This window comes from Arthrobacter sp. B2a2-09 (assembly GCF_027587375.1).
Lineage (GTDB): Bacteria > Actinomycetota > Actinomycetes > Actinomycetales > Micrococcaceae > Arthrobacter.
On record NZ_JAMXIC010000036.1, the window covers coordinates 12,436 to 34,889 of the forward strand.

The window sequence follows — 22,454 nt, forward strand, 5'->3', positions numbered from 1 at the left end:
TGGAAAACGTGGGAGTATTCACCGCGTGTTAATCCCTTGCTGTGGCCTGCGTCCTAGCTGGTGTCGGTGGGGTCTGCTTCACTGGAGGCATGACTATTTTGACTGGTACCTCAGTCGCTGGCATCGATGACCAGCGGAATTTGAATCACAAACTCATGGTCGCGTTGGACGTCGACGGAACCCTCGTGGATCACGACGGCCACATGTCACCAGGTGTCCGCGACGCCGCAAGGGCAGTCGTCGCCCACGGCCACGACGTCCTGATCGCCACCGGCCGCTCGTTGAACGCCACCTTGCCCATCATTGAGCAGATCGGACTGGAACGCGGTTATGCCGTGTGCTGCAACGGCGGCGTCACGTTGAGGCTCGACCCCCAGTTGGACACAGGCTACGAGATCATTCACAAGGCCACTTTCGATCCCGCCCCGGCGTTGATGGCACTTCGCGAGCAGCTTCCGTCCGCCAAGTACGCGCTTGAGGACGAGGACGGGAACTTCCTCTCCACCGAGCGATTCCAGGACGCCAGCTTCGGCGTCGAGGCAATCGGCGTCGATTTCCAGACCATGCTGGATGCCACCGCGGTGCGCGTCGTGGTGTTCAGCAGCGAGAATACAGCCGAAGAGTTTTCCACAGCCATTCGCAAGATCGGGCTGTCCGGGGTCACCTACTCAGTGGGCTGGACGGCCTGGCTGGATATCGCCGCCGCCGGGGTCACCAAGGCCAGCGCCCTGGAGCAGCTGCGCCAGCGACTCGGCACGCACCCCCGCCACACGGTGGCAGTGGGGGACGGCCGCAATGACATCGAGATGCTCAGCTGGGCTGGGCGCGGTGTTGCCATGGGCCAGGCACCTGAGGAAGTCATCGCCGTCGCGGATGAGGTCACCGCTTCGGTGTACGACGACGGCGCGGCCCTCATCCTGCGCCGCCTACTGTAAAAGCCCCGGCAGCGGAGCTAGCCGGCGGACGCTCCGCCTCGCCAACCAGCTCAGGCGGCGTCGGAGACCACGGTGATGATACGCCGCAGGCTCATGGCCACCGACGCGGTGGCGTTCACGGACACCTGGCCGGCGGCGGCCTCCGTGAGGGTGTCACTTAGTGCTGCCACACTGTCCCGGGCTTCGTCCAAGGCGCTCTTCAAATCTTCGGCGTCTGCATGCCTCCATTGCCGAATCGCTGCCGCAACGTCCTCCAGGGCCTTAGCCAAATTTGGCGGGACACCCTCTGGAATGACCGTTCCCGCGTCCTCTTCCCAGATCACGCTTGCCAGGACGTCCGTGACGTCCTGGACGTGAAAGGTCAGCCGTTCCACCGCGCGCAATCCGGCCAGGTCGCCGGGCAGGCGCCCAGCTCGACGGCGGGACCGCGGGTTGGCTTTGGCGCTCAATTTCGCCGCCTGGACAGCTGTCCGCACGGCGGTCGCGGTACGTGCGAGCTCGCCGCTGCGGCTCGCCCAATCCTCATGGTCCGGTGGCCAGGATTCGGTCATGGCGCTGGCCATGTCCCTGAGTTGCTTGGACAGTGCCCGTTGGTGTCCGTCGATGGCAGGATCGATGCCTTCAAGATGCAGGGGAGGGAAGACCAACCAGTTCAAGGCGAAACCGACCGCCACCCCCATAGCCATTTGCAGGACATACGCGAAAGAGAAGCCCTGCGCATTCGAATAACCCAGCACCAGGACAAACAACGCCGCCATGGGAACCCATTCGGAGGCGCTTCCGAGTCTTGGCAGGCCGCCGATGACCACGCCCAGCCCGACCACTACCGCCACCGCCAGCGCAGTCGGGGCGGTAACTGTGGTCACTGCGAAGGCCATCGCTATGCCCAATCCGAGTCCAAGCAGGCTTTGCAGCCCGTGCTTGGCGGACGCCGCAACGGTGGGGTGCATGCTGACCAAGACGCCCAGGGGTGCGTAATACGGGTAGGCGGCGGCCGACCCGGGCATCAGTGGCGCGAGGTACCAAGCCAGCCCGGCAGCGACGGCCGTCTTGCCAGCAAAGAGGAGCCGGTGGCCTGTGACAGCCTGCCTGAGCGCTGGAAGAAGCCGCCCAAGTTTTGGCTTGGGGATCATGGACCCAAGGTAGGCGGAGATGGCGGGATGTGTCGAGGGCTACTTCGGCTGAAGGACCGCCGAGCTAATCAGTAAACCTCGAGGATCAACTGCAGCAAGCGCGCTGCGGCCGGCCTGGCGGCGTGCTCCTCCACCCATTGGGCGCGGGCCAGTGCCTTACTCACGGCTTGGGTGCTGATCCCCAGTTCCTGCGCCACGGTCTTCTGCTGTCCACGCACGCCGGGCGTCAGCAGGTCCAGCACGCGCCACTCAGCAACGCTCCGGTGCTGCACAATGTGCCCTAGGAGCCGCAGCACAGCCTCCGATTCGGCAGCGAGTGCAGCGATCGGCCCCTCGACGGCCACCGGGATTCGCTCCTTGCCATTCCGCAAGCGGTCCACGGCGCGGCGTGCGTAGACAAGGCCGTGTCCGGAGGCGTCTTTGATTTGCTTGGGCAGGGGTTCGTTGACCGGTCCGACCCCGATTCCCACGTACCACTGTCCGCTCCGCAAGGCGATGAGCGCTGAATCCACGGCCTGGTGCGGGAATTCCACGATGCCCTGGACTTCATCCTCCACCGAGCGGTCAAAGTCCAAGCGCGCAGGGATGTGGCGCAGGTCTTTGAGTAGCTGCGGTACGAGGTCTCCGTTGCCGCGGCTGTCGCGTTGGTTAATGGTCAGCGTGAACATGGTGGATCACACATTACCGGCAGGTAGCTGACTTTCAAGCGGTTAATCCACAGCCAACTGGGTCGTTACGACGGCGGCGGGTGCGGTTCACGTGGAACCGCACCCGCCGCCGTCGTGCACCATCGCAGGGCCCACGCCACCGAGGGGCCCCGAACGAGCTTGCGCGTTTGGGGAGGTAGCGGGTGGGCCCACGCTACCGAGGGGCCCCAAACGAGCTTGCGAGTTTGGGGAGGTAGTGGGGATTAGTGGGAGACCGGAACGTAACGCTTGATGGAAGCTTCAAGCTCGGCTTCGGCGGCCGCGCGGTCGGCCCAGCCTTCAGCCTTGACCCACTTGCCCGGCTCAAGGTCCTTGTAACGGGTGAAGAAGTGCTCGATTTCCTTGATCAGGAATTCGCTGACATCGGAGATTTCCTGGATGTGGTCGAAGCGCGGGTCGACCGGAACGCACAGGACCTTGGCGTCTCCGCCGCCGTCGTCGGTCATGTTGAAAACGCCGATGGGGCGGGACTCAACGATGACCCCGGGGTACAGGTCGAAATCCTGCAGGAGCACCAGTGCGTCCAGCGGGTCGCCGTCCTCGCCCAGGGTGTTCTCGAAGAACCCGTAGTGGGTGGGGTACTGCATGGACGTGAACAGGACGCGGTCCAGGCGGACGCGGCCGGTCTCGTGGTCAACTTCGTACTTGACGCGCGACCCCTTGGGGATCTCGATCGTGACGTCGTGCTTCATGGAATGCTCCTTGACGGTATTGGCATGGGCGCGGCAACAGAGCAGCCGACGCCGCCGACTACTATTGAGGATATAGCGAGAGGCCCAAGTTTCTTGAAACGGTGGGGACATTCAAGACTTTGAGGACTAAGGCTGCATGAAGGGCGTTGACGAGGCGGGGGCTGAAAAGCAGGCTCCGGAACAGCAGGAGACTCCCATTCTCAGGCGCAGGAGGCCCAGGCCCAGGAAGCCGACGTCGAAGGGCATTGTCCGCTTTCTGCCATTTGTCTTGTTGACGTTGGTCATCGCGGCCTTGGCCGTGCCGATGGGCCTCGGGGTTGCATCTGGATTCTTCGGTCCCGGCTTCTTCGGGGCAGCCGGCACGCCCGCAGCCAAGGTGCCGGCCTGGCAACAAATCCCCAGCCAGCTGAGCCGCACCCAGATCGTTGCGCCCTTGGACGCTTCCGCCCCGGTCCCGCTTCCGGCCGACGTCACGAGCCAGCTCAACGCCCTCCTGACCCCCGACGGCGGGGGAGACTTCACCGGCGTCGTCGAGGATGCGTTGACCGGGCTTCCGCTTTACGATCGCGACGGCGCCAAGAACCGTGTGCCTGCGTCCAACATGAAGCTGCTCACCGCGGTCGCGGGGCTGCGGGCGATCGGCCCGGAGACCCGCTTCAGCACGCGGGTCCTGGCGGGATCTTCAGCGTCGACGATCATCCTGAGCGCTGGAGGCGACGTCCTGCTTGGCGCCGGCCCGTCCCAGCCAAGCGAGGTGCTGGGCCATGCCGGCTTGGAGACCCTCGCGGCGGATGCGGCAAAAGCGCTGCAGGACCGCGGTGTGAAGGGCCCGGTCACGGTCCAGTTGGATGATGGGTTGTTCACCGGGCCCGCCTTGAATCCGGCGTGGAGCCTCGACGACGTCGCTGCCGGCGAAACGGCGCCAATCTTCCCGCTCGCGCTGAACTCGGCCCGGACAAGCCCGGGGGCAACCACCGGTCCGCGTCCGCAGGACGCCGCGCTCACCGCCGCCGAGGCTTTCGCGGGGAAGCTCCAAGCCGCGGGCGCCGCTGCCGGATTCACGGTGGTCCCCGGCGTGGAACGCGCCAACGCTCCGGCCGGAAAGCAGGATGTCCTGGCCAGCGTGGTGTCTGCCACCGTCCGCGAGCAAGTGGACTTGATGCTCGAAACCTCGGACAACTACCTCGCTGAGGTATTTGGCCGGATGGCCGCGCTGTCCGAGGGAAAGCCGGGATCCAACGACGGCGCGACGGCGGCCGTGAGCGCCCAGCTGGCGGAACTGGGGATCGCTACGGACTCCATGCACTTGGCGGACGTGTCCGGCCTTGCCTTGGGCAACCAGGTGTCTGCGCGGCAATTCGCGGACGTGGTGCGGGCCATTACCTCGGGACCGGACACCCGTCTCCGTGCCGCCCTCGCCGGATTCCCGGTGGCCGGACTGACCGGGACGCTCGGCGACCGCTACGGAGATGCCAGCACCTCCCAAGGTGCGGGACTGGTGCGGGCCAAGACGGGTACCTTGAATTCGGTGATCGCTTTGAGCGGCTATGTGGTGGACGCGAGTGGCCGTCTCCTGGTCTTCTCCTTTATCGGCAACGGGCTGACGCCGGGTGCAGCCGGGAACAAGGTGGCGCTGGACAGGTCCGCCACGGCACTCGCGGCATGTGGTTGCCGGGCGGGTTGACGTTCGTCGCAACCCCCAAAGGACATAGCAATCAACTGTGCATGGGCGCACGCACTAAGGACCCAAGCGCTCGTTGCACCGGGTGCGCCAGTCCTTAACGGGTGCATGCGCCAGACCTTTGAGCTACGAGACTATTTCGTTCGTCGCCGCCTGACGTTCGCCGCTGAGCGAACTTAAGGGCGCAGATTCAGCCTGTTGTGTTCTGATGGTTTGTATGGAGTCTCAGCAGCAAGCCCAGTCCCTCATCAACTGGGAGCTGGCCGCCTCCACGGCTGCCCGGCTCGCTCCCCCTGGTCCATCCCTGAGTCCGGCGCAGATCGGCAAAGCAGTGGACAGCCTGCGTTTCAGCGCGGACATCTCGGTTCCGCATGTGCATGACATCACCGGTTTGGAAGCCGCACGCGATCTCCGGGATTCCCATGTCCTGGTAGTGGACCGGGCGTCGTGGGCGAAGGCCAATACCCAGAGTTTTGCCGTGATGCTCCAGCCGGCCCTTCAGCAAATGCTGGATTCCCGCCGCGGTCCGGCGATGTCTCCGGCTGCGGCGGCCGCGAGCGGCGCCATCACCGGCAGCCAGCTTGGGGCTGTGCTTGCCTTCTTGTCGAGCAAGGTCCTGGGCCAATACGATCCCTTCGCGTCGCTCGCCCCGGACTCGAAAGCGCCGCCTGCTGGCCGGCTCTTGCTGGTGGCTCCGAACATCATTTCCGTGGAGCGCGAGCTCAACGTGGATCCGGACGATTTCCGGCTCTGGGTCTGCCTTCACGAGCAAACCCACCGGGTGCAGTTCGCCGCCGCGCCTTGGCTCCGGAGCCACATGCTTGAGGAAATCGAGCGCCTCAGTAGCAATCTGCTGGGCAATGTGGACTCCATCATGGACCGCGCCACGGCCGCCGCCCGCTCCCTGCGCGACCGCTCCACCGGTGCCGTGCCTGGCCGCGGGGCCATCTTGGACCTGCTGCAGAACCCCGAGGAAAAGGCATCGCTCTCGCACCTCACGGCCGTGATGAGCTTGCTGGAAGGCCACGCCAACGTAGTGATGGACGCCGTCGACTCCACCCTGATCCCCTCGGTGAAGACCATCAGGCAGCGCTTCAGCGCGCGGGGCAAGGACCGCGGAATGATCGAGAAATTCATCCGCAATATCCTCGGCCTCGATGCCAAGATGCGCCAGTACAGCGACGGAGCCAAGTTCGTCCGTGAAGTGGTTGCGGTGGCTGGCATGGAGGGCCTGAACCGGGTATGGGAATCGGCCGAAAAACTGCCCACAGAAGCCGAAATCCACGACTCCAGGTTGTGGCTCGAGCGGATGGGGCTGTGACCGCAGGTACCACATCGGGCCCGGGCGCAAGCAGTAGAAACTCACCAAGCAGGATAGGCGGACAAAGCAGCGGACGACGGCGTCCCGGGCGTTTGGCGCCAGTCGTCGGCAAAGCACGCAACATGTTGCAGGACGCACTGGCCTCCGCAGGCTATCCTGAGCGAATCCTGGTGGCGTGCAGCGGCGGGCCGGACTCCTTGGCGCTTGCCTCAGTGGCAGCTTACTTCGCCCGCCGAGGCCATGTGCACGGGCGCCCCGTGAGCGTGGCCGCCGTCGTGGTTGACCATCAGCTGCAGGAAGGCTCTGGCGAGGTCGCGGCACGAACCGTGGCGATCCTGGAGGGGCTCGGCCTCTCGCCTGTCCAGCTGCGGACCGTGGAGGTGGCTGCTACCGGGTTTGGGCCCGAGGCAGCAGCCCGGGACGCCCGGCACGCGGCCCTCGAAGCAGCCGCCACCGAACTCGATTGTGGAGCAATCCTGCTCGGGCACACTCTGGACGACCAAGCCGAACAGGTCCTGCTGGGCCTGGCCCGGGGCTCGGGAACCCGCTCCCTCGCTGGAATGCGGCCTGCCCGCGGCAAGCTCCTTCGTCCCTTCCTCGGCCTTCGCCGCGCGGAAACAGTCGAAATCTGCGAGGTCGAGGAGCTCGAAACCTGGCACGATCCCAGTAACGCGGACCCCGCCTTCGCCCGCTCGCGGACCCGGGTGGAGGTGATGCCCTTGCTTGAGGACAAGCTGGGGCCCGGTGTGGCCGAATCACTCGCCCGCACCGCCGCTATCCTCCAACAGGACGCTGACTTCCTGGAGCAGCTTGCCGCAGCGAGCTATGCGGCCCTCGTGAACCGAACCGAGGACGGAGTCTGGCTCCCCGAAGACGCCTTGAGGGAATTGTCCCCCGCACTGAGGTTCCGGGTGATCGCCAAAGCAGCGGCCGACGTCGGGGGCCAACAGCCCGGCTACGGGCGGCTTCAGGCGGCCGAAGCATTGCTGCGCCGGCATGGATCGGCGGGTCCCGTGCAGCTTCCCGGAAGCGTCAGCGTCTACCGCGTATCCCTGAGCGAATTGGAGCGGAAGGCCTCAGCAGCGGGAACTGCCGTTCCCCGCGAAGGCGGCGGCTGTGGGAAGCTAGTATTCCGGCATCAAAGATCGCCCCAACAGTAGCCGCACCCACGCATCAACACAGGAGCCATTGGTGGATTCAAACGACGTCCAGGCAGACCTCAAACACGTTCTCTACACCAAGGAGCAGATCCAGCAACGGATCGCCGAACTTGCTGCACAGATTGACAAGGACTACGAGGGCCGTGAGCTGCTGATCGTCGGCGTGCTCAAGGGTGCCGTCATGGTCATGGCAGACCTCGCCCGTGCGCTGCACAGCCACGTCAGCATGGACTGGATGGCGGTGTCTTCCTACGGCTCCGGTACCCAGTCCTCCGGCGTCGTGCGCATCCTCAAGGACCTTGATACCGACCTCATGGGCAAGGATGTCCTGATTGTCGAAGACATTATCGATTCCGGCCTGACCCTCTCCTGGCTCAAGACCAACCTCGAATCGCGAGGCACCGCTTCCGTGGAAATCTGTACGGCTTTTCGCAAGCCTACGGCCGCCAAGGTGGAGATCGACGTCAAGTACGTCGGCTATGACATTCCCAACGAATTCGTCGTCGGCTACGGACTGGATTACGCCGAGAAGTACCGCAACTTGGACTTTGTGGGCACCCTCGCCCCGCACGTTTACGAGTAACTCTTCTCGCAGCGAACCACCGCGGCACGGTTCGCGGAGTGAAAGCGGCCTCCCGTTCGGGAGGCCGCTTCGCTTTTAACCCTTTTGGGGGCTGCAGGCAAAGGACGGATTACCTGGGTGTTAACGTTCTGCTCAATTGCCGGTTGGCCTGACAAGGGGGAAGTTTTGAAAAGCAGTTCGGATTCAATGTCGAAGCGCGGGAAGGTCCGTGCACTCTTGGCTGGCGGTTTGGTCCTGGGAGTCGGAGCCACAGTCGTGTTGGCCGCCTGGAACGATTCCGAGTTCGCCACGGGAACGTTCACGGCGGGCACTTTCAACCTGCAGGGCAGCACCGATGGCACCGCCTACGCGGACCACGCCGCCTCCCCGGGAGCCACCCTGCCCTTCACCCTCAACCCGAGCAATCTGGCACCGGGGGACACCGTCTACGCTCCCTTCGCGGTACGGCTCGCAGCCAATACCTCCACGGGGTCTACCGTCACTGTGAACACGGCCACCGCCACGGGATCGCTTGCGAATTTGAGCTATGAACTCATCGAATCCACGTCTTTCGGGTGCTCCAGCGGCACCACGGGAACCGACCTGGTGCCGGCAGGAACCGCACTCAACGGAGCGTTGAGTGGAGTTACATTCACCCTCAATGCCGGCAGCCCCACGAGCAATCCCGGCGGCGCGGTGTTCCTTTGCTTCAAAGTGACTGCGGCTGCCGGCCTGGTCCAAGGTCAAAACGGCGCGGCCACGTGGCAATTCGCTGCGGCATCTACCTCCTGACCGGCCACCATGACCGGACGCAGGGCGGCTCGTCGACCCGGGGCGGGCCGCCAGCGATTCCTACGTGCGCGCGCCGTCTTGGCCGGCGGCCTTATTCTCGGTGTTGGATGCACGCTGACCCTCGCCGCCTGGAATGATTCCGAGTTCGCCACCGGAACGTTCACGTCAAGCTCCTTTGCTCTCCAATCCTCCATCAATTCCGGAGGGGCGTGGCTGGCACACCCCGCTTCGGGCTCTTCTGCCGCCATGGCATTCAATGCGGCAGGAATGTCACCAAACACCGTCAACTACGCTCCCATCCGGATCCGGACCACGGCGGGGTCGCTTTCCGGAACCTTGACGCTCCAGGGAGCCACCAACAACAACGCCGCCTTGGCCGCTGCCCTGGCCTATCGTGTGGTCCGCTACTCCTCGGGAACGTGCGACTCCAGCCAGTTCACCGCTGGAGCGAGCTACCTTGTCGGGACCTCGGCTTCAAAGGTGCCGTTGACCACGTCCGGTGCCGCAACAGCGGTGGCCGCGAACTCGGTGAGCCCCACTCAGATGTGCTTCGAGGTCACCATGCTTGCCTCCGCAGACAACTCCCTGCAGGGGGCCAGCGTGACGGCAACCTGGGAAATCAAGGGGACGTCGGACTCATGACGGTAGCGCTGGAGCCGTTGGAGTCCCGACGGTGGGTGGCCAACAACCGCAAGCGCCTCGCCGACGTCGTACGCGAGACGTTGCTTAACCTCGCGGCGATCGGCGGCGCGATCTGTATCCTCCTGACGCTGGCCGCCGTGCTTTTCCACATCACGCTCATCATGTTCAAGACCGGCTCGATGTCTCCCACTATCCCTGCCGGATCGCTGGCCGTAGTGCGCGAGGTCCCGGTATCCGAGGTCCGGATTGGAGACATTGTCACGGTGGATCGGCCGGGGCAGTTGCCCGTCACCCACCGGGTCACATCCTCCCGGATGGTCGACGGCGCCACAGCCGTCCTCACACTCAAAGGCGACGCCAACCGGGTGGAGGATCCTGCACCATACACCGTCTCCAAAGTCCGCACCGTGCTCTACTCGGTGCCGGGTATTGCCTACGTTGTTGCGGGAGCATCGAACCCCTGGGTGCTCGGCGGCACCACGGTTGCCGTCTCTGCCTTGGTGACCTGGGCGCTGTGGCCCCGGCCGGAGGGAGCCCGGCGGACGCGATTCAGGGCGAGGGCATGATTGGACGCGTGAGCCGCTGGCGTTACGCGGCAACGGCCGCCGTGGTATTGCTCGGCTTGCTGAGCGCCGCTCCGGCGTCTGCCGGGGCAGACGGGCCGGACTTGATCCTGACCCACGGCGGAAGCAATCCGGCCGTCCTTGCTCCCGGAACTACCAGCAGATGGAGTATCGGGGTGACCACCAGGGCCGTGACGCTGCACGATTTGAGGATGCGGCTGCTTGCGGACGGCGCACTTGTGCAGTTTGCCGCATCGGATGCGTCGGCGCGACTAGTCACGGTGGACGTCCGCAGCTGCGCCACCGCTTGGGTGTCGGAGGTCTGCCGGTCCGGTGAAAACACCGTCATACCGGCGACGACGCTTTCCTCCTTGGGCGGCACAGTCAGTCTTGCAAATCCCGACGGCGGAATCCCGGCTGGCGTCGAACTGCTGCTTGAGGTGACCTTGTCGCCGTCGGCTGGCAACAGCGCGCAGGGGCTTTCAGCCAGAATTACGGCCCGGGTGGATGCCGCCGGCGAGCCTGCCGCGGCGCGGGACTTTCCCGGTATGGCTCTCCCCGACACTGGATTTCGCCTGGGCATCTTCGGGCTTCTAGGCCTTGGCGCGGTCCTGGTGGGGGCCCTCGCGTCCAGGCTCGCCGGTGCCCGTGCTGTCGCGGCCGCCGATGGCGTCGCGCAAGCCCGTGAGCCGGGTGGGGACTGATGGTAAGACCCCCGACCTCGCACGAACGGCGGAAATGCTTCACGCGTCTTCCCAGACTGAGATCACTGCTCGCGGTGGCCGGAGTCGCAGCCGCCCTCTTGGTCGTCCCGGCTGGAACCGGGACGACAGAAGCGAGTTGGACCGGCTCCGAATTCGGCTCCGGAACGCTGAACGCACTCACGGTTCCGCCGCCCGTCGTGATCAGCCCGTGTACGCTCAGCCCCGGTTTGGCCGGGACCAGCCCGGTGATCACGGTCAACTGGCGATTCCCGGCGGGAACCGCGTATGCGGCACCTGCCAACGTGAACTACTACGTAGCCAGCGGGGGACTTCTCCCGAATTTGACCGCGGTGGTGCTGGGAACCAACCTCTCCACAACGGGCCCCGTCGGAGGTGTGTACACGACGCAATTCAAGTCGGGCATCCTGGGCGGATTGCTGGGGGGCTCCTACGGCGTCTATCTGCAGACGAAGGACGGCTCGGGGTGGGTTTCCACCTTGGCCACGGCAAACGCGTCCATGGGACTGGCCGGCACCAACCCGGTATGTACCGTGCAGTAGTTGCAACCGTTCGGCGATTGCGTTCGACCCGTAGCGCGGGGATCCTGAAAGAACAATGGATTTCCGTTGCGAGTTTCCGGAATTCCCCGTTCATGTACGCCTAGAGGGAACTTTTGCCCCTTACTGTGCGTGAATCACTCCGAACGGTGTAAAGCTAGAAACTGACGCAGCACCACACGCGCGCAGAAGCTGCGCCGTGCAGCACTACCAGGAGGGACGGGGCGGAGCCCCCGAACAGATGAAAGCTAAGAGTTTCTTCAAGGGCCCGGGCATCTGGATTGTTGTCGTAGTCGGCTTGCTCCTGGTGGCATTTGCAACCCTTGCCCCCGGCGGATCCACCCGTATCGACACCGATAAGGGCCTCGCTGTCCTCGCCCAGAGCGGCAAGGTGGACCAGGCCAAAATCTACGATGCCGAGAACCGCGTTGACCTGACGCTGAAAGACAACCTCGTCATCGATGGCCAGGACAAGGGCAAGAACGTCCAGTTCTTCTACGTCACTGCGCGCGCCGGGGACGTCGTCAAGGCCGTCACCAACGCACAACCATCCGGCGGCTTCACGGACCAGCCGGTCGAGAACAACTGGTTCTCCGGACTGTTCTCGCTCCTCATCCCCGTGCTCCTGCTGGGTGTGCTTTTCTGGTTCCTGCTCTCGCGCATGCAGGGCGGCGGTTCCAAGGTGATGCAGTTCGGCAAGTCGAAGGCCAAGTTGGTCAACAAGGACATGCCGCAGGTCACCTTCTCGGACGTCGCTGGTGCGGAGGAAGCCGTTGAAGAGCTCCAGGAAATCAAGGAATTCCTCGCGGAACCGGCAAAGTTCCAGGCGGTCGGTGCAAAGATCCCCAAGGGCGTGCTGCTGTACGGGCCTCCGGGCACCGGCAAGACCCTTCTGGCCCGCGCCGTCGCAGGCGAGGCCGGCGTGCCGTTCTTCTCCATCTCGGGCTCGGACTTCGTCGAAATGTTCGTAGGCGTCGGCGCTTCCCGCGTCCGCGACCTCTTCGAACAAGCCAAGGCAAGTGCGCCCGCCATCATTTTCGTTGACGAGATTGACGCCGTTGGCCGTCACCGTGGTGCCGGTATTGGCGGCGGCAACGACGAGCGCGAGCAGACCCTCAACCAGCTCCTGGTCGAAATGGACGGCTTCGACGTCAAGACCAACGTCATCCTGATTGCGGCAACCAACCGTCCGGACGTCCTGGATCCTGCCCTGCTCCGTCCGGGGCGCTTCGACCGCCAGATCACTGTGGAAGCGCCAGACCTGGTTGGGCGCGAACAGATCCTGAACGTGCACGCCAAGGGCAAGCCGATGGCACACGGCGTCGACCTCAAGGGCGTCGCCAAGAAGACCCCTGGCTACACCGGTGCGGACCTTGCCAACGTGCTCAACGAGGCAGCCCTTCTGACGGCCCGGTCCAATGCCAACCTGATTGACGACCGCGCCCTGGACGAGGCAATCGACCGCGTCATGGCCGGCCCGCAGAAGCGTAGCCGCGTCATGAAGGAAATGGAGCGGAAGATCACCGCCTACCACGAAGGCGGACACGCCCTGGTGGCCGCAGCACTGCGCAATTCCGCCCCGGTCACGAAGATCACCATCCTGCCCCGAGGCCGCGCCCTCGGCTACACCATGGTTGTCCCTGAGGACGACAAGTACTCGATCACGCGCAACGAACTCCTGGACCAGATGGCCTACGCCATGGGTGGGCGCGTTGCAGAGGAAATCGTCTTCCACGACCCCTCGACGGGCGCCTCGAACGATATCGAAAAGGCCACCGGAACCGCGCGCAAGATGGTCACCCAGTTCGGCATGAGCGAGCGCATCGGCGCCGTGAAGCTTGGCGCAGGCGGCGGCGAGCCGTTCCTGGGCCGGGACATGGCACAGGAACGCAACTACTCGGACTCGGTGGCGTACATCGTTGACGAGGAAGTGCGGCGCCTGATCGATCAGGCCCATGACGAGGCCTATGCGATCCTGACCGAGAACCGGGACGTCCTGGATCAGTTGGCCCTCGAACTGCTTGAGCGTGAAACGCTGAACCAGGCCGAGATCGCCTACATCTTCCGCGACATCCGCAAGCGTGACTTCCGCGAGGTGTGGCTCTCCAAGGAGTCCCGTCCGGTCCAGTCCATCCCGCCGGTGGAATCCCGCGCAGAGAAGGCTGAACGCGAGGCACAGGAAGAGGCCAAGGCCGCGCGTCTGGACGAACCGTTGGACGCCCAGTCCCCGCACCCGCAGGGAGTCGGCAGCCAGGAGTCATTCACCGGCCAGGGACCTGACGCGGGCACCGACGTTTCGCATCAAGGCTAAGCTTTCTGCTGTGACTCACATCGACGACGACGACTTCAGCGGTGCCGCCAGTGATGACTTTGGCGGCACTTCCGGGGGGAAATCAGGCGGCCACGGCCGCGGACACCACTCATATAAGGTCGACCGCCCGCGCATCGAGGCGGCCGTCCGCGAGATCCTCATTGCCGTGGGCGAGGACCCGGACCGTGGCGGACTGCTGGATACGCCGAAGCGCGTGGCCAAGGCTTACGCCGAGGTCTTTGCGGGCCTGCACCAGGATCCCGAGGATGTCCTGTCCACCACGTTCGACCTCGACCACGAGGAACTCGTTCTGGTCAAGGACATCCCGTTCTATTCCACGTGCGAGCACCATTTGGTGCCGTTCCACGGCGTCGCGCACGTTGGATACATCCCTTCCCACGATGGCAAGGTGACGGGGTTGAGCAAGCTGGCCCGTCTCGTGGACATTTATGCCCGCCGTCCCCAGGTGCAGGAACGCCTGACCACCCAGATCGTCGAAGCGCTCGTGACCCACCTCAAGCCCCGGGGAGCGATCGTCGTCGTCGAATGCGAACACATGTGCATGTCCATGCGTGGCATCCGCAAGCCCGGCGCCAAGACCGTCACCAGTGCAGTGCGCGGGCAACTTCATGACCCGGCCACCCGCGCCGAAGCCATGAGCCTCATACTCGGAAGGTAACAAAGACCATGGATTCCCTCGCAGCAGCACCAGGAACGGGCCCGGCTACCAGCCCCCTGCCTATTCTCCGCAAACCCCGTCCAGCAGCCCGCTTCGCGGACCTGCCGGCCGACCGCACGCTTGTTATGGGAATTCTGAACGTCACGCCGGATTCATTCAGCGACGGCGGCAAGCACCCCACTGCGGACACCGCCATCGCCCACGGTTTGCGCATGTTGTACGCCGGAGCGGACATCATCGATGTCGGCGGCGAATCGACCCGCCCGGGCGCCGAGCCCGTCTCTCCGGAAGAAGAGCTGCACCGGGTCTTGCCGGTGATTCAGGCACTCGTGAAGGCCGGGGCACTCGTCAGCATCGACACGACGCACGCGTCGACGGCCGCTGCGGCTGTGGAGGCCGGCGCCGCGATCATCAACGACGTCTCCGGGTTGAGCATCGAGCCGGAGATGGCCGAACTCGTCGCACGCTCCAAGGTGCCTTATGTCCTGACGCATCGCCGGGGCGACGCCGAGACCATGAACAGCCTTGCCGACTACGGCAATGTCGTTGAGGAAGTCATCGAGGAGCTCAAGGGTGTCCGCGACAAGCTCTACGCAGCAGGCGTGTCAGCGGAACAAATCATTGTGGATCCCGGCCTGGGCTTCTCCAAGGACGAAGACCAGAACTGGCAACTCCTCAAGTACATCGACAAGCTGGATGAACTCGGCCACAAGGTCCTGATCGGAGCTTCCCGCAAGCGCTTCCTCGGGACGCTCCTGACCGTGGCTGGCAAGGCGGCAGCACCTGAGGAGCGGGACCATGCGACCGCTGCCATCACGGCAATCAGTGCCGCGAACGGCGCCTGGGCCGTGCGCGTCCACGACGTCGGTCCGAGCCTTGACGCCGTCAAGGTTGCCGCGCGCATCAGACACTAAGCTTCGTGAGCAGAGGGGGAGTAACCGGTTTGGACAAGATCACACTGACCGGCGTGACCGCCGTCGGGCATCACGGCGTCTTCGACTTCGAGCGCCGGGACGGACAGCCGTTCGTCGTCGACGCGGTGCTGTACACCGATTTCAGCAAGGCCGCGGAAACGGATGACCTGCAGTTCACGGCTCACTACGGTGAAGTGGCCGAGTACATTACGTCCCTCATTACGGGCGAGCCACTCAACCTGATCGAGGCTCTCGCCGTGCGGATCGCCGAGGGAATTCTGGCTGGCTTCAACGTCTCCGCCGTCGATGTCACGGTCCACAAACCCAAAGCTCCTATCGAAGTGCCCTTCGGTGACGTCACCGTCAGTGTCCACAGGGAGCGTGCATGACCTCCCGTTTCACGAAAGCCATACTGGCCCTCGGCAGCAACCTGGGCGAGCGGAACGACACCTTGTCCACCGCCGTTGCCGACCTCGTTGACCGCCCGGAAATCCGCCTGCTCGGCGTCTCACCCGTAGTACAGACCAAAGCCGTGGGCGGACCCGTGGGGCAACCGGATTTCCTCAACATGGTGATCGCCGTCGAGACCACCCTTGCTCCGCTGGACCTATTGCAGCACTGCCACGACGTCGAACAAAAGCACCACCGGGTCCGCGAGGTCCGCTGGGGCCCCCGCACTTTGGACGTGGACATCATTGTCTACGGCGAACTCAACAGCGACGATGAAACCCTGACCCTGCCGCATCCGCGGGCTGCGGAACGCGCCTTCGTGCTCTATCCATGGGCCCTCCTGGACCCTGCAGCGCGGCTCAACGGTGAGAGCGTCGCTGAGCTGGCCGCCAAGGCCGAGGACTTTCCCGGGCTTCGGCCTTTCGACGGATTCGACGGATCCGGTAGCGTCGCTGCCGCTGGAGCGGTGGAATAGTCCATGAAGGCCATGCGTCCGCTCTTGTTGGCGATCATCGCCGTCGTTCTTGCCGCCGTTGGCTGGCTGACCACTGTGCTCACCACCCGTTACAGCATGGCGACGCCGGTGCTTCCTCCTTCCGCGTTGGTGACCATGGGCGTCATCGCCGCGCTGACCTTGATCATGGGCATCCGCGTCCTGCGCTGGCGCAACGGCAAGAAGAAGACCATGCTCAACCCCATCCTGGCGGCGCGAACCCTGATCCTGGCCCAGGCCTGCGCCTACGCGGGCACAGTGTTGCTGGGCTGGCATGTGGGAATCGTGATAGAGCAACTCCGGCTCTTGAGCCTGCGCAGCGATCAGGGCATCTTGTGGCTCGCGCTCATCATGGGCGGGGGCGGGCTCATCATGACCATCGTGGGGCTCGTGGTGGAGCGGTTCTGCCGAATCCCTCCGGAAGACCTGGAAGGTGGCCCTGGCGTCCGGGATTCACGCCGTGGCGAGGCCAAGGGCGAAGGCGAATATGCATACCGCGGCGATTGATCCTCCTGGCATCCAGTGGCTGCGCGTTTCGCCTAAATACGTGACGGTGCGGCTTGTGGAGTGGGCCATCGGCAACGTGATCATGGTCGGCCTGTTCAGCCTACCGTTGCTCTTCGTGGAACTGGGGTGGTGGAGGTGGCCATCGCTGTGGCTCGCCGTCACCGTTCCCGCGGCCCTTTTGCTGCTTGCACTGTGGCGGCTTGTGTTGATCCCGAGGCAAGTGAGGGCCATCGGCTATGCGGAACGCGACGACGACCTGCTGATCCGCCGCGGCATCTTCTTCCAGCGGACCATGGTGGTTCCCTACGGCCGGATGCAGTACGTCGATGTCGCGGTCGGGCCTGTCGAGCGGCTCTTGGGACTGTGCACCCTCAAACTCCACACCGCTTCAGCCGGAACCAACGCCCACCTGCCCGGACTTCCCGCCGCTGAGGGCGCACGGCTGCGCGAGCAGCTTTCGGCCCGCGGTGAAGCGAGGCTGGCCGGGCTGTGACCCAGGAACAGACCGCCGTCGACGGCGACTGGCACCGCGTGCACCCGGCGTCGCCGTTTGTGCGGGGATGGGTGGCACTGGTCGCGATCGTCTATTTCTTTGGCCGAGACACTTTTGAGCGAGCCCTCCAAGGCCGCGGGAATATCGGCGACAACTTCAACGAGCGCACGCCCTGGCTCTTGGCCGGGGGCGGCGTCGTGCTGTTGCTGGCTTTGGGATCCTTCGTCCTCAGCTGGTACTTCACCCGGTATCAGCTTGCCGAAGGCTATGTCCGGGTCAATACCGGCTTCCTGTTCAAACAGCAGCGCCAAGCGCGGCTTGACCGGGTCCAGGCCATCGATATTGTGCAGCCCCTGCTTGCCCGTATTTTCGGGCTCGCGGAGCTGAAGTTCGAAGTGGCCGACGCCGGCCACTCGGCCGTGCGGCTCTCTTACCTCAGGCTCGCGCAGGCCAAACAGCTCCGTGCCACCATCCTGGGCCGGGCCGCCGGTATTGCTGATGGGAGCGAAACGGTCGAGGTGCCCGAGGCGCCCGAACAGGTGGTGCTCTACCTCCCGCCAGGAAGGCTCGTCGGTTCGCTGATCTTGAGCGAGCAGAGCTTCTTCATTGTGCTCAGCGCCATTGCTTCCGTGCTGGTATCAGTGCTCACCGAGTCCCGGGCCTTCATCCTTTACTTGATTCCAGCAATCCTCGGCTTGGGCACCGCCTACTGGCGCTCGTTCAACACGGGCTACAACTTCACGGCGGCAATTTCCCCGGACGGCATCCGCCTGCGCTATGGGCTCCTGGATACCCGGGCCCAGACCGTGCCTCCCGGCCGCATCCAGGCCCTCAAGGTTACCCAGCCGCCGTTGTGGCGCATTCTCGGCTGGTATCGGATCCATGTGAACGTTGCCGGCTACGGTGAACACCACCGCAGCGAAGGCGAGCACCGCACCATGCTGCTTCCAGTCGGGCGGAAGCCCGAGGTGATGATGATGCTCTCGCTCGTCTTGCCTGATCCCGGTACCGCCGATCCTGAGCGCGTGTTCACAGCCGGTTTGACCGGCCTGGATTCCGGCGCCGGCTTTGTCACCACCCCCAAGCGGGCCTGGATTCTTTCCCCGCTGGGCTGGCGACGGAACGGCTTCCTCTCAACGGATACGGCCCTGCTGCTGCGCTCCGGCCGTTTGTGGAGGAAGTTGGTGATGGTCCCGCATCAACGAACCCAGTCCATCGCCCTCCGCCAAGGTCCGTTGGCCCGGCTCTTCGGCGTGGCCGACCTTGTGTTGCATACGACTCCAGGGCCGGTGGCGCCCCGGCTCATCCAGGCAGCCACCGAGGAAGCAGTAAGTTTGTTCGACCAGCAGGCGGCCCGAGCCCGGAAAGCCCGCAAACTGCAGAGTAGCGAGCAATGGCTGGCGCAACTTCCGCCTGCGGCAATGCCGGCCCCGCCAACCACCCATGCCATGCAGCACTCACCAACCCAGGAGGAACCGGACCATGGCTAGGCCAGGACGACTCGGCGTAGGAATCATTGGCGCCGGCAAGGTGGGTGCCGTATTGGGTGCGGCCCTGCGTGGGGCCGAGCACGCCGTCGTCGGGGTTTCCGCCGTGTCGGAGGCGAGCCGGGAGCGGGCGGAGACGCTGCTGCCGGGGGTCCCGATCCTCGAAATCCAGGAAATCGTGGAGCGGTCCGAGTTGGTGCTCCTTGCCGTTCCGGACGACGCTCTCGGCGAACTCGTGGCTGGACTGGCCAAGCTCGGAGCATGGCAACCAGGCCAGCTCGTGGCGCACACTTCCGGCCGCTTCGGCGTCGGAATACTGAAGCCGGTCCGTGCGGCAGGTGCCATTCCCCTTGCCCTCCACCCGGCCATGACGTTCACCGGCATGAGCCTGGACCTCACCAGGCTCATGGACTGCACCTTCGGGGTTACCGCCGACGCCGCCATGTTGCCCATCGCCCAAGCCCTCGTGGTGGAGATGGGCGCGGAACCGGTGGCCATTGCCGAGGCCGATCGCACGCTCTACCACTCAGCCCTCGCGCACAGCTCAAACCACATGGTTACCCTCGTGGCCCAGTCCTCCCAGCTGCTTCGGGACATCGGCGTCGACACGCCGGAACGCATGCTCGGCCCCTTGCTCCGCGCCACGTTGGAGAACGCGCTGGCCTCCGGTGAGTCTGCGCTGACCGGACCCGTGGCCCGCGGGGATGTGGGAACCGTGGCCGCCCATGCGGAGGCCCTCAAGGAGTACGACGCCGGTGCCGGCGGCGATGTCCTTGCCGCTTACCTGGCCATGGCCCGGGCCACAGCCCGCCGAGCGGTCAATCGCGGGCTGCTCAAGGAGGGCCAGTTCGGCGACATCAACGACGCCTTGGACGGCCCAAGTACGGATTGTCCAGGCAACGACGCTGCCGGGACGCAGGAAGGAAACTGAGAATGGCCATTAAACTTGTGACCACCGCAGCGGAACTGCGGGCCGAAAGTGCGCGGTTGCTCGCGGAAAAGCGCGGCAGCTCGCAAGGGCTCGTCCCCACGATGGGAGCGCTGCACACCGGGCACGCAGCGCTGGCCCGCACCGCCGTCGAGCAGAACGACGTCGTGGTGGCCTCCATCTTCGTGAACCCCCTGCAGTTCGGCGAGGCCGCGGACCTCGAACGCTACCCGCGCACGCTTGATGCCGATATGGCCCTCCTCGACGCCGAGGGCGTGGATCTCGTATTCGCCCCCTCCGTGGACGAGGTTTACCCCGGTGGGGAGCCGTTGGTCCGCGTCACCTCGGGCCCGCTGGGCGAGAAATGGGAGGGCGCCTCGCGTCCTGGCCACTTCGACGGCGCCCTGACGGTGGTCGCCAAACTGCTTCATTACGGCCTGCCTGGTGGTCCAGCCGTCGACGGCGGTGCTGCCGCGTACCGCGCGTACTTCGGCCAGAAGGATGCCCAGCAGTTGGCCCTCGTAAAGCGGATGGTGGCCGATCTCAGCTTTCCGGTGGACATCGTGGCCGTGCCTACTGTGCGCAACGCGGAAGGGCTGGCGCTTTCCAGCCGGAACCGTTTCCTTTCCGAAGAAGAGCGGGAGGCGGCGCTGGTGCTGTCCCGTGCCCTCCGGCTCCTCGAGTCCCGCGCGCTGGCGAACGAGCCGCTCGAGCTGGACTCCGCCGTCGCGCTCGTTGAATCGCAGCCCCTCGTGAAGCTGGACTATTTCGACGTCGTCGATCCCCGCACGCTGGAACCGCTCGCCGAAAAATGCAAGGACACCCCGTTCCGGGGTGAAGGGCTTGCGATCATTGCCGCGAAGGTTGGACCCGTGCGGTTGATCGACAACGTGCCGCTGAGTTCATGAGCACCCTTAACTTCTGGATGCCTGTACGCAAACGTTTGGATTAAGCTGCTGACGGGAATGCGGTTGAGGCTTAGACTGTTGCAATCTTCACCGGTGCCGAGCGCCGGACACCACCGCACCCAAAGCTGAGGGATCCTCATGTCTACCGACGTCACATCAGACGGGCACGGCAACCCCGTGCCGGAAACGGGGACACAGCAAGCAAGCGACAGGATGTCGCGCGAGTCTGTCACCGTCATCGTCACGCTACTTGTGGCCACCTTCGTGGTGATCCTCAACGAGACCATCATGAACGTCGCCTTGCAGCGGCTCATGACGGACCTCAACGTTGACGCACCCACAGTCCAGTGGCTCTCCACTGGATTCATGCTGACCATGGCCGTGGTCATCCCCACTACCGGCTTCATCCTCCAGCGGCTCACCACGCGGGCCGCGTTCCTTCTTGCAATCGGACTGTTCAGCGCCGGGACCCTGCTCGCAGCCGTGGCGCCGGGCTTTGGCATGCTCTTGTTGGCGCGGATCGTCCAAGCGGGCGGCACGGCAATCATGCTCCCGCTGCTGATGACAACCATCTTGACCTTGGTGCCCCTGTCCCGCCGCGGTGCGGTGATGGGCAACGTGACCATTGCGATTTCGGTTGCACCGGCCTTGGGCCCCACGGTTTCCGGCATCATCCTGGACCATTTCTCGTGGCGATTCATGTTCGTCTTCGTGCTGCCGGTGGCCTTGTTGGCCATGGGCATCGGCGCCAAGTTCCTCACAAACGTAGGCGAGCGAGGCAATGTAAGGCTGGACTTCGTCTCGGTGGTCCTGACCGTCCCTGCCTTCGGCGGGTTGGTCTATGGACTGAGCCAGATCGGTGGCCATGGCGGAGCAACTGCCCTGCCGGTAGCTGCGTTGGTGATCGGTGTCTTGTGCATGGTGGGGTTCGTTTTCCGCCAGCTCAAGTTACAGAAGTCCGATGCGCCCCTGCTGGATCTCAGGGCATTCAACTTCCGCATGTTCACGGTGTCGGTCCTGCTCATGGTGGTTGCAATGATGGCCTTGTTCGGCGGAGTGATTTTGCTGCCGCTCTACCTGCAGAACGTCCTGCACCTGCAGCCGATGGAGACCGGCCTTGCGCTCCTTCCGGGCGGCTTGGCGATGGGCTTGCTCGGGCCGGTAGTCGGCAGGTTGTTCGACAAGATAGGACCGCTCCCACTGACTGTGACAGGTTCGATCCTGCTGGTACTCACGCTGTGGCAATTCTCAATGCTCACCGCGGATAGCCCCCTGTGGTGGGTCGTGGTCCTTTACGCAGTACTTAGCCTGGGGCTGGCTTTGCTGTTCACCCCAGCCTTCACCACCGGCCTCAACCCGCTCCCACCCCACCTCTATTCGCATGGCTCGGCCATCATGAGCACGCTGCAGCAGGTGGCGGGGGCCGCAGGGACCGCACTCCTGGTTTCGATCTTCGCCGTGGTGTCGGCCGCGTCCGGCTTTGTTGCCGGGATGCAGGCCGCCTTCCTGACAGCCACTTTGATTGCGGTGGCTGCCGTGGTGCTGTCCACCATGATGCGCAAGACCGAAGGGACAGCCGGGCACTAGCCCGGGGGCGGCGGCGCGGGGCTTGGTGGCGGCGCTGGGCGCCGCTGGTTGTTTTGTGACGCACGGCATGTTGTGGCTTGCGGTCCGAAAGTCTTTCATTCTGGTGGTGTTTGAGTCCGAAATCGCCGTGTTCCAGGGGCTTTTGGGGCGCAGGACGGTGGTGTTGAGGTGATTTGCGTGGGGTGTTGGGGGTGTGTAGAGTAGTTCGAGTCGCCGCCGCTGATGCGGAAAAATTGCGGCAGACTCCC

The 22,454-nt window shown here is 64.5% G+C and carries 24 protein-coding genes; 21 read left to right on the forward strand and 3 right to left on the reverse strand.

What is annotated here, in order from left to right:
• Window positions 1-89 precede the first annotated feature (89 nt).
• Complete coding sequence (locus NFJ07_RS23775; protein ID WP_269998399.1) at window positions 90-935, forward strand: HAD family hydrolase; 846 nt, start codon at window positions 90-92, stop codon at window positions 933-935.
• A gap of 50 nt (window positions 936-985) precedes the next feature.
• On the opposite strand, the gene NFJ07_RS23780 is transcribed toward NFJ07_RS23775, so the two are convergent.
• The 3 genes from NFJ07_RS23780 to NFJ07_RS23790 form a co-directional block, all read right to left on the reverse strand.
• Complete coding sequence (locus NFJ07_RS23780) at window positions 986-2,068, reverse strand: FUSC family protein (RefSeq protein WP_269998400.1); 1,083 nt, start codon at window positions 2,066-2,068, stop codon at window positions 986-988.
• A 68-nt stretch (window positions 2,069-2,136) separates the two neighbouring features.
• Window positions 2,137-2,736 (reverse strand): hypothetical protein, encoded by a 600-nt coding sequence (locus NFJ07_RS23785; protein WP_269998401.1) that lies wholly within the window; start codon window positions 2,734-2,736, stop codon window positions 2,137-2,139.
• Window positions 2,737-2,978: 242 nt separating this feature from the next.
• Window positions 2,979-3,467: an inorganic diphosphatase gene (locus NFJ07_RS23790; RefSeq protein ID WP_269998402.1), complete on the reverse strand. Its 489-nt coding sequence runs from the start codon at window positions 3,465-3,467 to the stop codon at window positions 2,979-2,981.
• Window positions 3,468-3,603: 136 nt separating this feature from the next.
• Here NFJ07_RS23790 and dacB point away from each other — a divergent pair, with 136 nt between their 5' ends.
• From dacB to NFJ07_RS23890, 20 genes are all read left to right on the forward strand, one after another.
• The gene (dacB, locus tag NFJ07_RS23795; protein WP_442865390.1) at window positions 3,604-5,151 is read left to right on the forward strand and encodes a D-alanyl-D-alanine carboxypeptidase/D-alanyl-D-alanine endopeptidase; all 1,548 of its coding nucleotides are present in this window, start codon (window positions 3,604-3,606) and stop codon (window positions 5,149-5,151) included.
• Between the two features lie 214 nt (window positions 5,152-5,365).
• Window positions 5,366-6,469 (forward strand): zinc-dependent metalloprotease, encoded by a 1,104-nt coding sequence (locus tag NFJ07_RS23800; protein WP_269998403.1) that lies wholly within the window; start codon window positions 5,366-5,368, stop codon window positions 6,467-6,469.
• Window positions 6,470-6,591: 122 nt separating this feature from the next.
• On the forward strand, window positions 6,592-7,629 hold the full coding sequence (gene tilS / locus NFJ07_RS23805; RefSeq protein WP_269998405.1) for a tRNA lysidine(34) synthetase TilS: 1,038 nt from the start codon (window positions 6,592-6,594) through the stop codon (window positions 7,627-7,629).
• Between the two features lie 31 nt (window positions 7,630-7,660).
• Entirely contained in the window at window positions 7,661-8,212 is a 552-nt protein-coding gene (hpt, locus tag NFJ07_RS23810; RefSeq protein WP_059388924.1) for a hypoxanthine phosphoribosyltransferase, read from the forward strand.
• Between the two features lie 186 nt (window positions 8,213-8,398).
• Window positions 8,399-8,983, forward strand: a complete 585-nt coding sequence (locus tag NFJ07_RS23815; RefSeq protein WP_269998408.1) for a SipW-dependent-type signal peptide-containing protein — start codon at window positions 8,399-8,401, stop codon at window positions 8,981-8,983.
• A 9-nt stretch (window positions 8,984-8,992) separates the two neighbouring features.
• Entirely contained in the window at window positions 8,993-9,625 is a 633-nt protein-coding gene (locus NFJ07_RS23820; protein ID WP_269998409.1) for a SipW-dependent-type signal peptide-containing protein, read from the forward strand.
• Entirely contained in the window at window positions 9,622-10,191 is a 570-nt protein-coding gene (locus NFJ07_RS23825; protein WP_269998411.1) for a signal peptidase I, read from the forward strand. Before NFJ07_RS23820 ends, NFJ07_RS23825 begins: the two co-directional genes overlap by 4 nt.
• 8 nt (window positions 10,192-10,199) lie before the next feature.
• The gene (locus tag NFJ07_RS23830; RefSeq protein WP_269998412.1) at window positions 10,200-10,892 is read left to right on the forward strand and encodes a hypothetical protein; all 693 of its coding nucleotides are present in this window, start codon (window positions 10,200-10,202) and stop codon (window positions 10,890-10,892) included.
• Window positions 10,893-10,966: 74 nt separating this feature from the next.
• Entirely contained in the window at window positions 10,967-11,452 is a 486-nt protein-coding gene (locus NFJ07_RS23835) for a hypothetical protein (protein ID WP_269998413.1), read from the forward strand.
• Window positions 11,453-11,690: 238 nt separating this feature from the next.
• Entirely contained in the window at window positions 11,691-13,760 is a 2,070-nt protein-coding gene (gene ftsH, locus NFJ07_RS23840; protein WP_269998415.1) for an ATP-dependent zinc metalloprotease FtsH, read from the forward strand.
• Between the two features lie 10 nt (window positions 13,761-13,770).
• Complete coding sequence (gene folE / locus NFJ07_RS23845; RefSeq protein WP_269998416.1) at window positions 13,771-14,439, forward strand: GTP cyclohydrolase I FolE; 669 nt, start codon at window positions 13,771-13,773, stop codon at window positions 14,437-14,439.
• Window positions 14,440-14,447: 8 nt separating this feature from the next.
• Window positions 14,448-15,353 carry a dihydropteroate synthase gene (folP, locus tag NFJ07_RS23850; protein WP_269998418.1) on the forward strand — a complete coding sequence of 302 codons (906 nt, stop codon included), beginning with the start codon at window positions 14,448-14,450 and terminating at the stop codon, window positions 15,351-15,353.
• Between the two features lie 29 nt (window positions 15,354-15,382).
• Window positions 15,383-15,742, forward strand: coding sequence for a dihydroneopterin aldolase (folB, locus tag NFJ07_RS23855; RefSeq protein ID WP_269998420.1), 360 nt, complete (start codon window positions 15,383-15,385; stop codon window positions 15,740-15,742).
• Window positions 15,739-16,278: a 2-amino-4-hydroxy-6-hydroxymethyldihydropteridine diphosphokinase gene (gene folK, locus NFJ07_RS23860; RefSeq protein ID WP_269998421.1), complete on the forward strand. Its 540-nt coding sequence runs from the start codon at window positions 15,739-15,741 to the stop codon at window positions 16,276-16,278. The genes folB and folK overlap by 4 nt, the downstream gene beginning before the upstream one ends.
• A 3-nt stretch (window positions 16,279-16,281) precedes the next feature.
• A complete protein-coding gene (locus NFJ07_RS23865) occupies window positions 16,282-16,803 on the forward strand; it encodes a DUF3180 domain-containing protein (protein WP_269998423.1) in 522 nt (173 codons plus the stop codon).
• The gene (locus tag NFJ07_RS23870; RefSeq protein ID WP_269998425.1) at window positions 16,784-17,296 is read left to right on the forward strand and encodes a PH domain-containing protein; all 513 of its coding nucleotides are present in this window, start codon (window positions 16,784-16,786) and stop codon (window positions 17,294-17,296) included. Before NFJ07_RS23865 ends, NFJ07_RS23870 begins: the two co-directional genes overlap by 20 nt.
• On the forward strand, window positions 17,293-18,786 hold the full coding sequence (locus NFJ07_RS23875) for a PH domain-containing protein (RefSeq protein ID WP_269998427.1): 1,494 nt from the start codon (window positions 17,293-17,295) through the stop codon (window positions 18,784-18,786). The genes NFJ07_RS23870 and NFJ07_RS23875 overlap by 4 nt, the downstream gene beginning before the upstream one ends.
• Window positions 18,779-19,714: a Rossmann-like and DUF2520 domain-containing protein gene (locus tag NFJ07_RS23880; protein WP_269998428.1), complete on the forward strand. Its 936-nt coding sequence runs from the start codon at window positions 18,779-18,781 to the stop codon at window positions 19,712-19,714. The genes NFJ07_RS23875 and NFJ07_RS23880 overlap by 8 nt, the downstream gene beginning before the upstream one ends.
• A 2-nt stretch (window positions 19,715-19,716) precedes the next feature.
• A complete protein-coding gene (panC, locus tag NFJ07_RS23885) occupies window positions 19,717-20,619 on the forward strand; it encodes a pantoate--beta-alanine ligase (RefSeq protein WP_269998429.1) in 903 nt (300 codons plus the stop codon).
• A gap of 138 nt (window positions 20,620-20,757) precedes the next feature.
• On the forward strand, window positions 20,758-22,206 hold the full coding sequence (locus NFJ07_RS23890) for a DHA2 family efflux MFS transporter permease subunit (RefSeq protein ID WP_269998431.1): 1,449 nt from the start codon (window positions 20,758-20,760) through the stop codon (window positions 22,204-22,206).
• Window positions 22,207-22,454: the final 248 nt, after the last annotated feature.

Bases quoted from the DNA above. Each gene is read 5' to 3' on its own strand.
- NFJ07_RS23775 (WP_269998399.1), top strand. From the start codon at position 90: ATGACTATTTTGACTGGTACCTCAGTCGCTGGCATCGATGACCAGCGG.
- NFJ07_RS23780 (WP_269998400.1), bottom strand. From the start codon at position 2,068: ATGATCCCCAAGCCAAAACTTGGGCGGCTTCTTCCAGCGCTCAGGCAG.
- NFJ07_RS23785 (WP_269998401.1), bottom strand. From the start codon at position 2,736: ATGTTCACGCTGACCATTAACCAACGCGACAGCCGCGGCAACGGAGAC.
- NFJ07_RS23790 (WP_269998402.1), bottom strand. From the start codon at position 3,467: ATGAAGCACGACGTCACGATCGAGATCCCCAAGGGGTCGCGCGTCAAG.
- dacB (WP_442865390.1), top strand. From the start codon at position 3,604: ATGAAGGGCGTTGACGAGGCGGGGGCTGAAAAGCAGGCTCCGGAACAG.
- NFJ07_RS23800 (WP_269998403.1), top strand. From the start codon at position 5,366: ATGGAGTCTCAGCAGCAAGCCCAGTCCCTCATCAACTGGGAGCTGGCC.
- tilS (WP_269998405.1), top strand. From the start codon at position 6,592: ATGTTGCAGGACGCACTGGCCTCCGCAGGCTATCCTGAGCGAATCCTG.
- NFJ07_RS23815 (WP_269998408.1), top strand. From the start codon at position 8,399: ATGTCGAAGCGCGGGAAGGTCCGTGCACTCTTGGCTGGCGGTTTGGTC.
- NFJ07_RS23820 (WP_269998409.1), top strand. From the start codon at position 8,993: ATGACCGGACGCAGGGCGGCTCGTCGACCCGGGGCGGGCCGCCAGCGA.
- NFJ07_RS23825 (WP_269998411.1), top strand. From the start codon at position 9,622: ATGACGGTAGCGCTGGAGCCGTTGGAGTCCCGACGGTGGGTGGCCAAC.
- ftsH (WP_269998415.1), top strand. From the start codon at position 11,691: ATGAAAGCTAAGAGTTTCTTCAAGGGCCCGGGCATCTGGATTGTTGTC.
- folP (WP_269998418.1), top strand. From the start codon at position 14,448: ATGGATTCCCTCGCAGCAGCACCAGGAACGGGCCCGGCTACCAGCCCC.
- folK (WP_269998421.1), top strand. From the start codon at position 15,739: ATGACCTCCCGTTTCACGAAAGCCATACTGGCCCTCGGCAGCAACCTG.
- NFJ07_RS23865 (WP_269998423.1), top strand. From the start codon at position 16,282: ATGAAGGCCATGCGTCCGCTCTTGTTGGCGATCATCGCCGTCGTTCTT.
- NFJ07_RS23870 (WP_269998425.1), top strand. From the start codon at position 16,784: ATGCATACCGCGGCGATTGATCCTCCTGGCATCCAGTGGCTGCGCGTT.
- NFJ07_RS23880 (WP_269998428.1), top strand. From the start codon at position 18,779: ATGGCTAGGCCAGGACGACTCGGCGTAGGAATCATTGGCGCCGGCAAG.
- panC (WP_269998429.1), top strand. From the start codon at position 19,717: ATGGCCATTAAACTTGTGACCACCGCAGCGGAACTGCGGGCCGAAAGT.
- NFJ07_RS23890 (WP_269998431.1), top strand. From the start codon at position 20,758: ATGTCTACCGACGTCACATCAGACGGGCACGGCAACCCCGTGCCGGAA.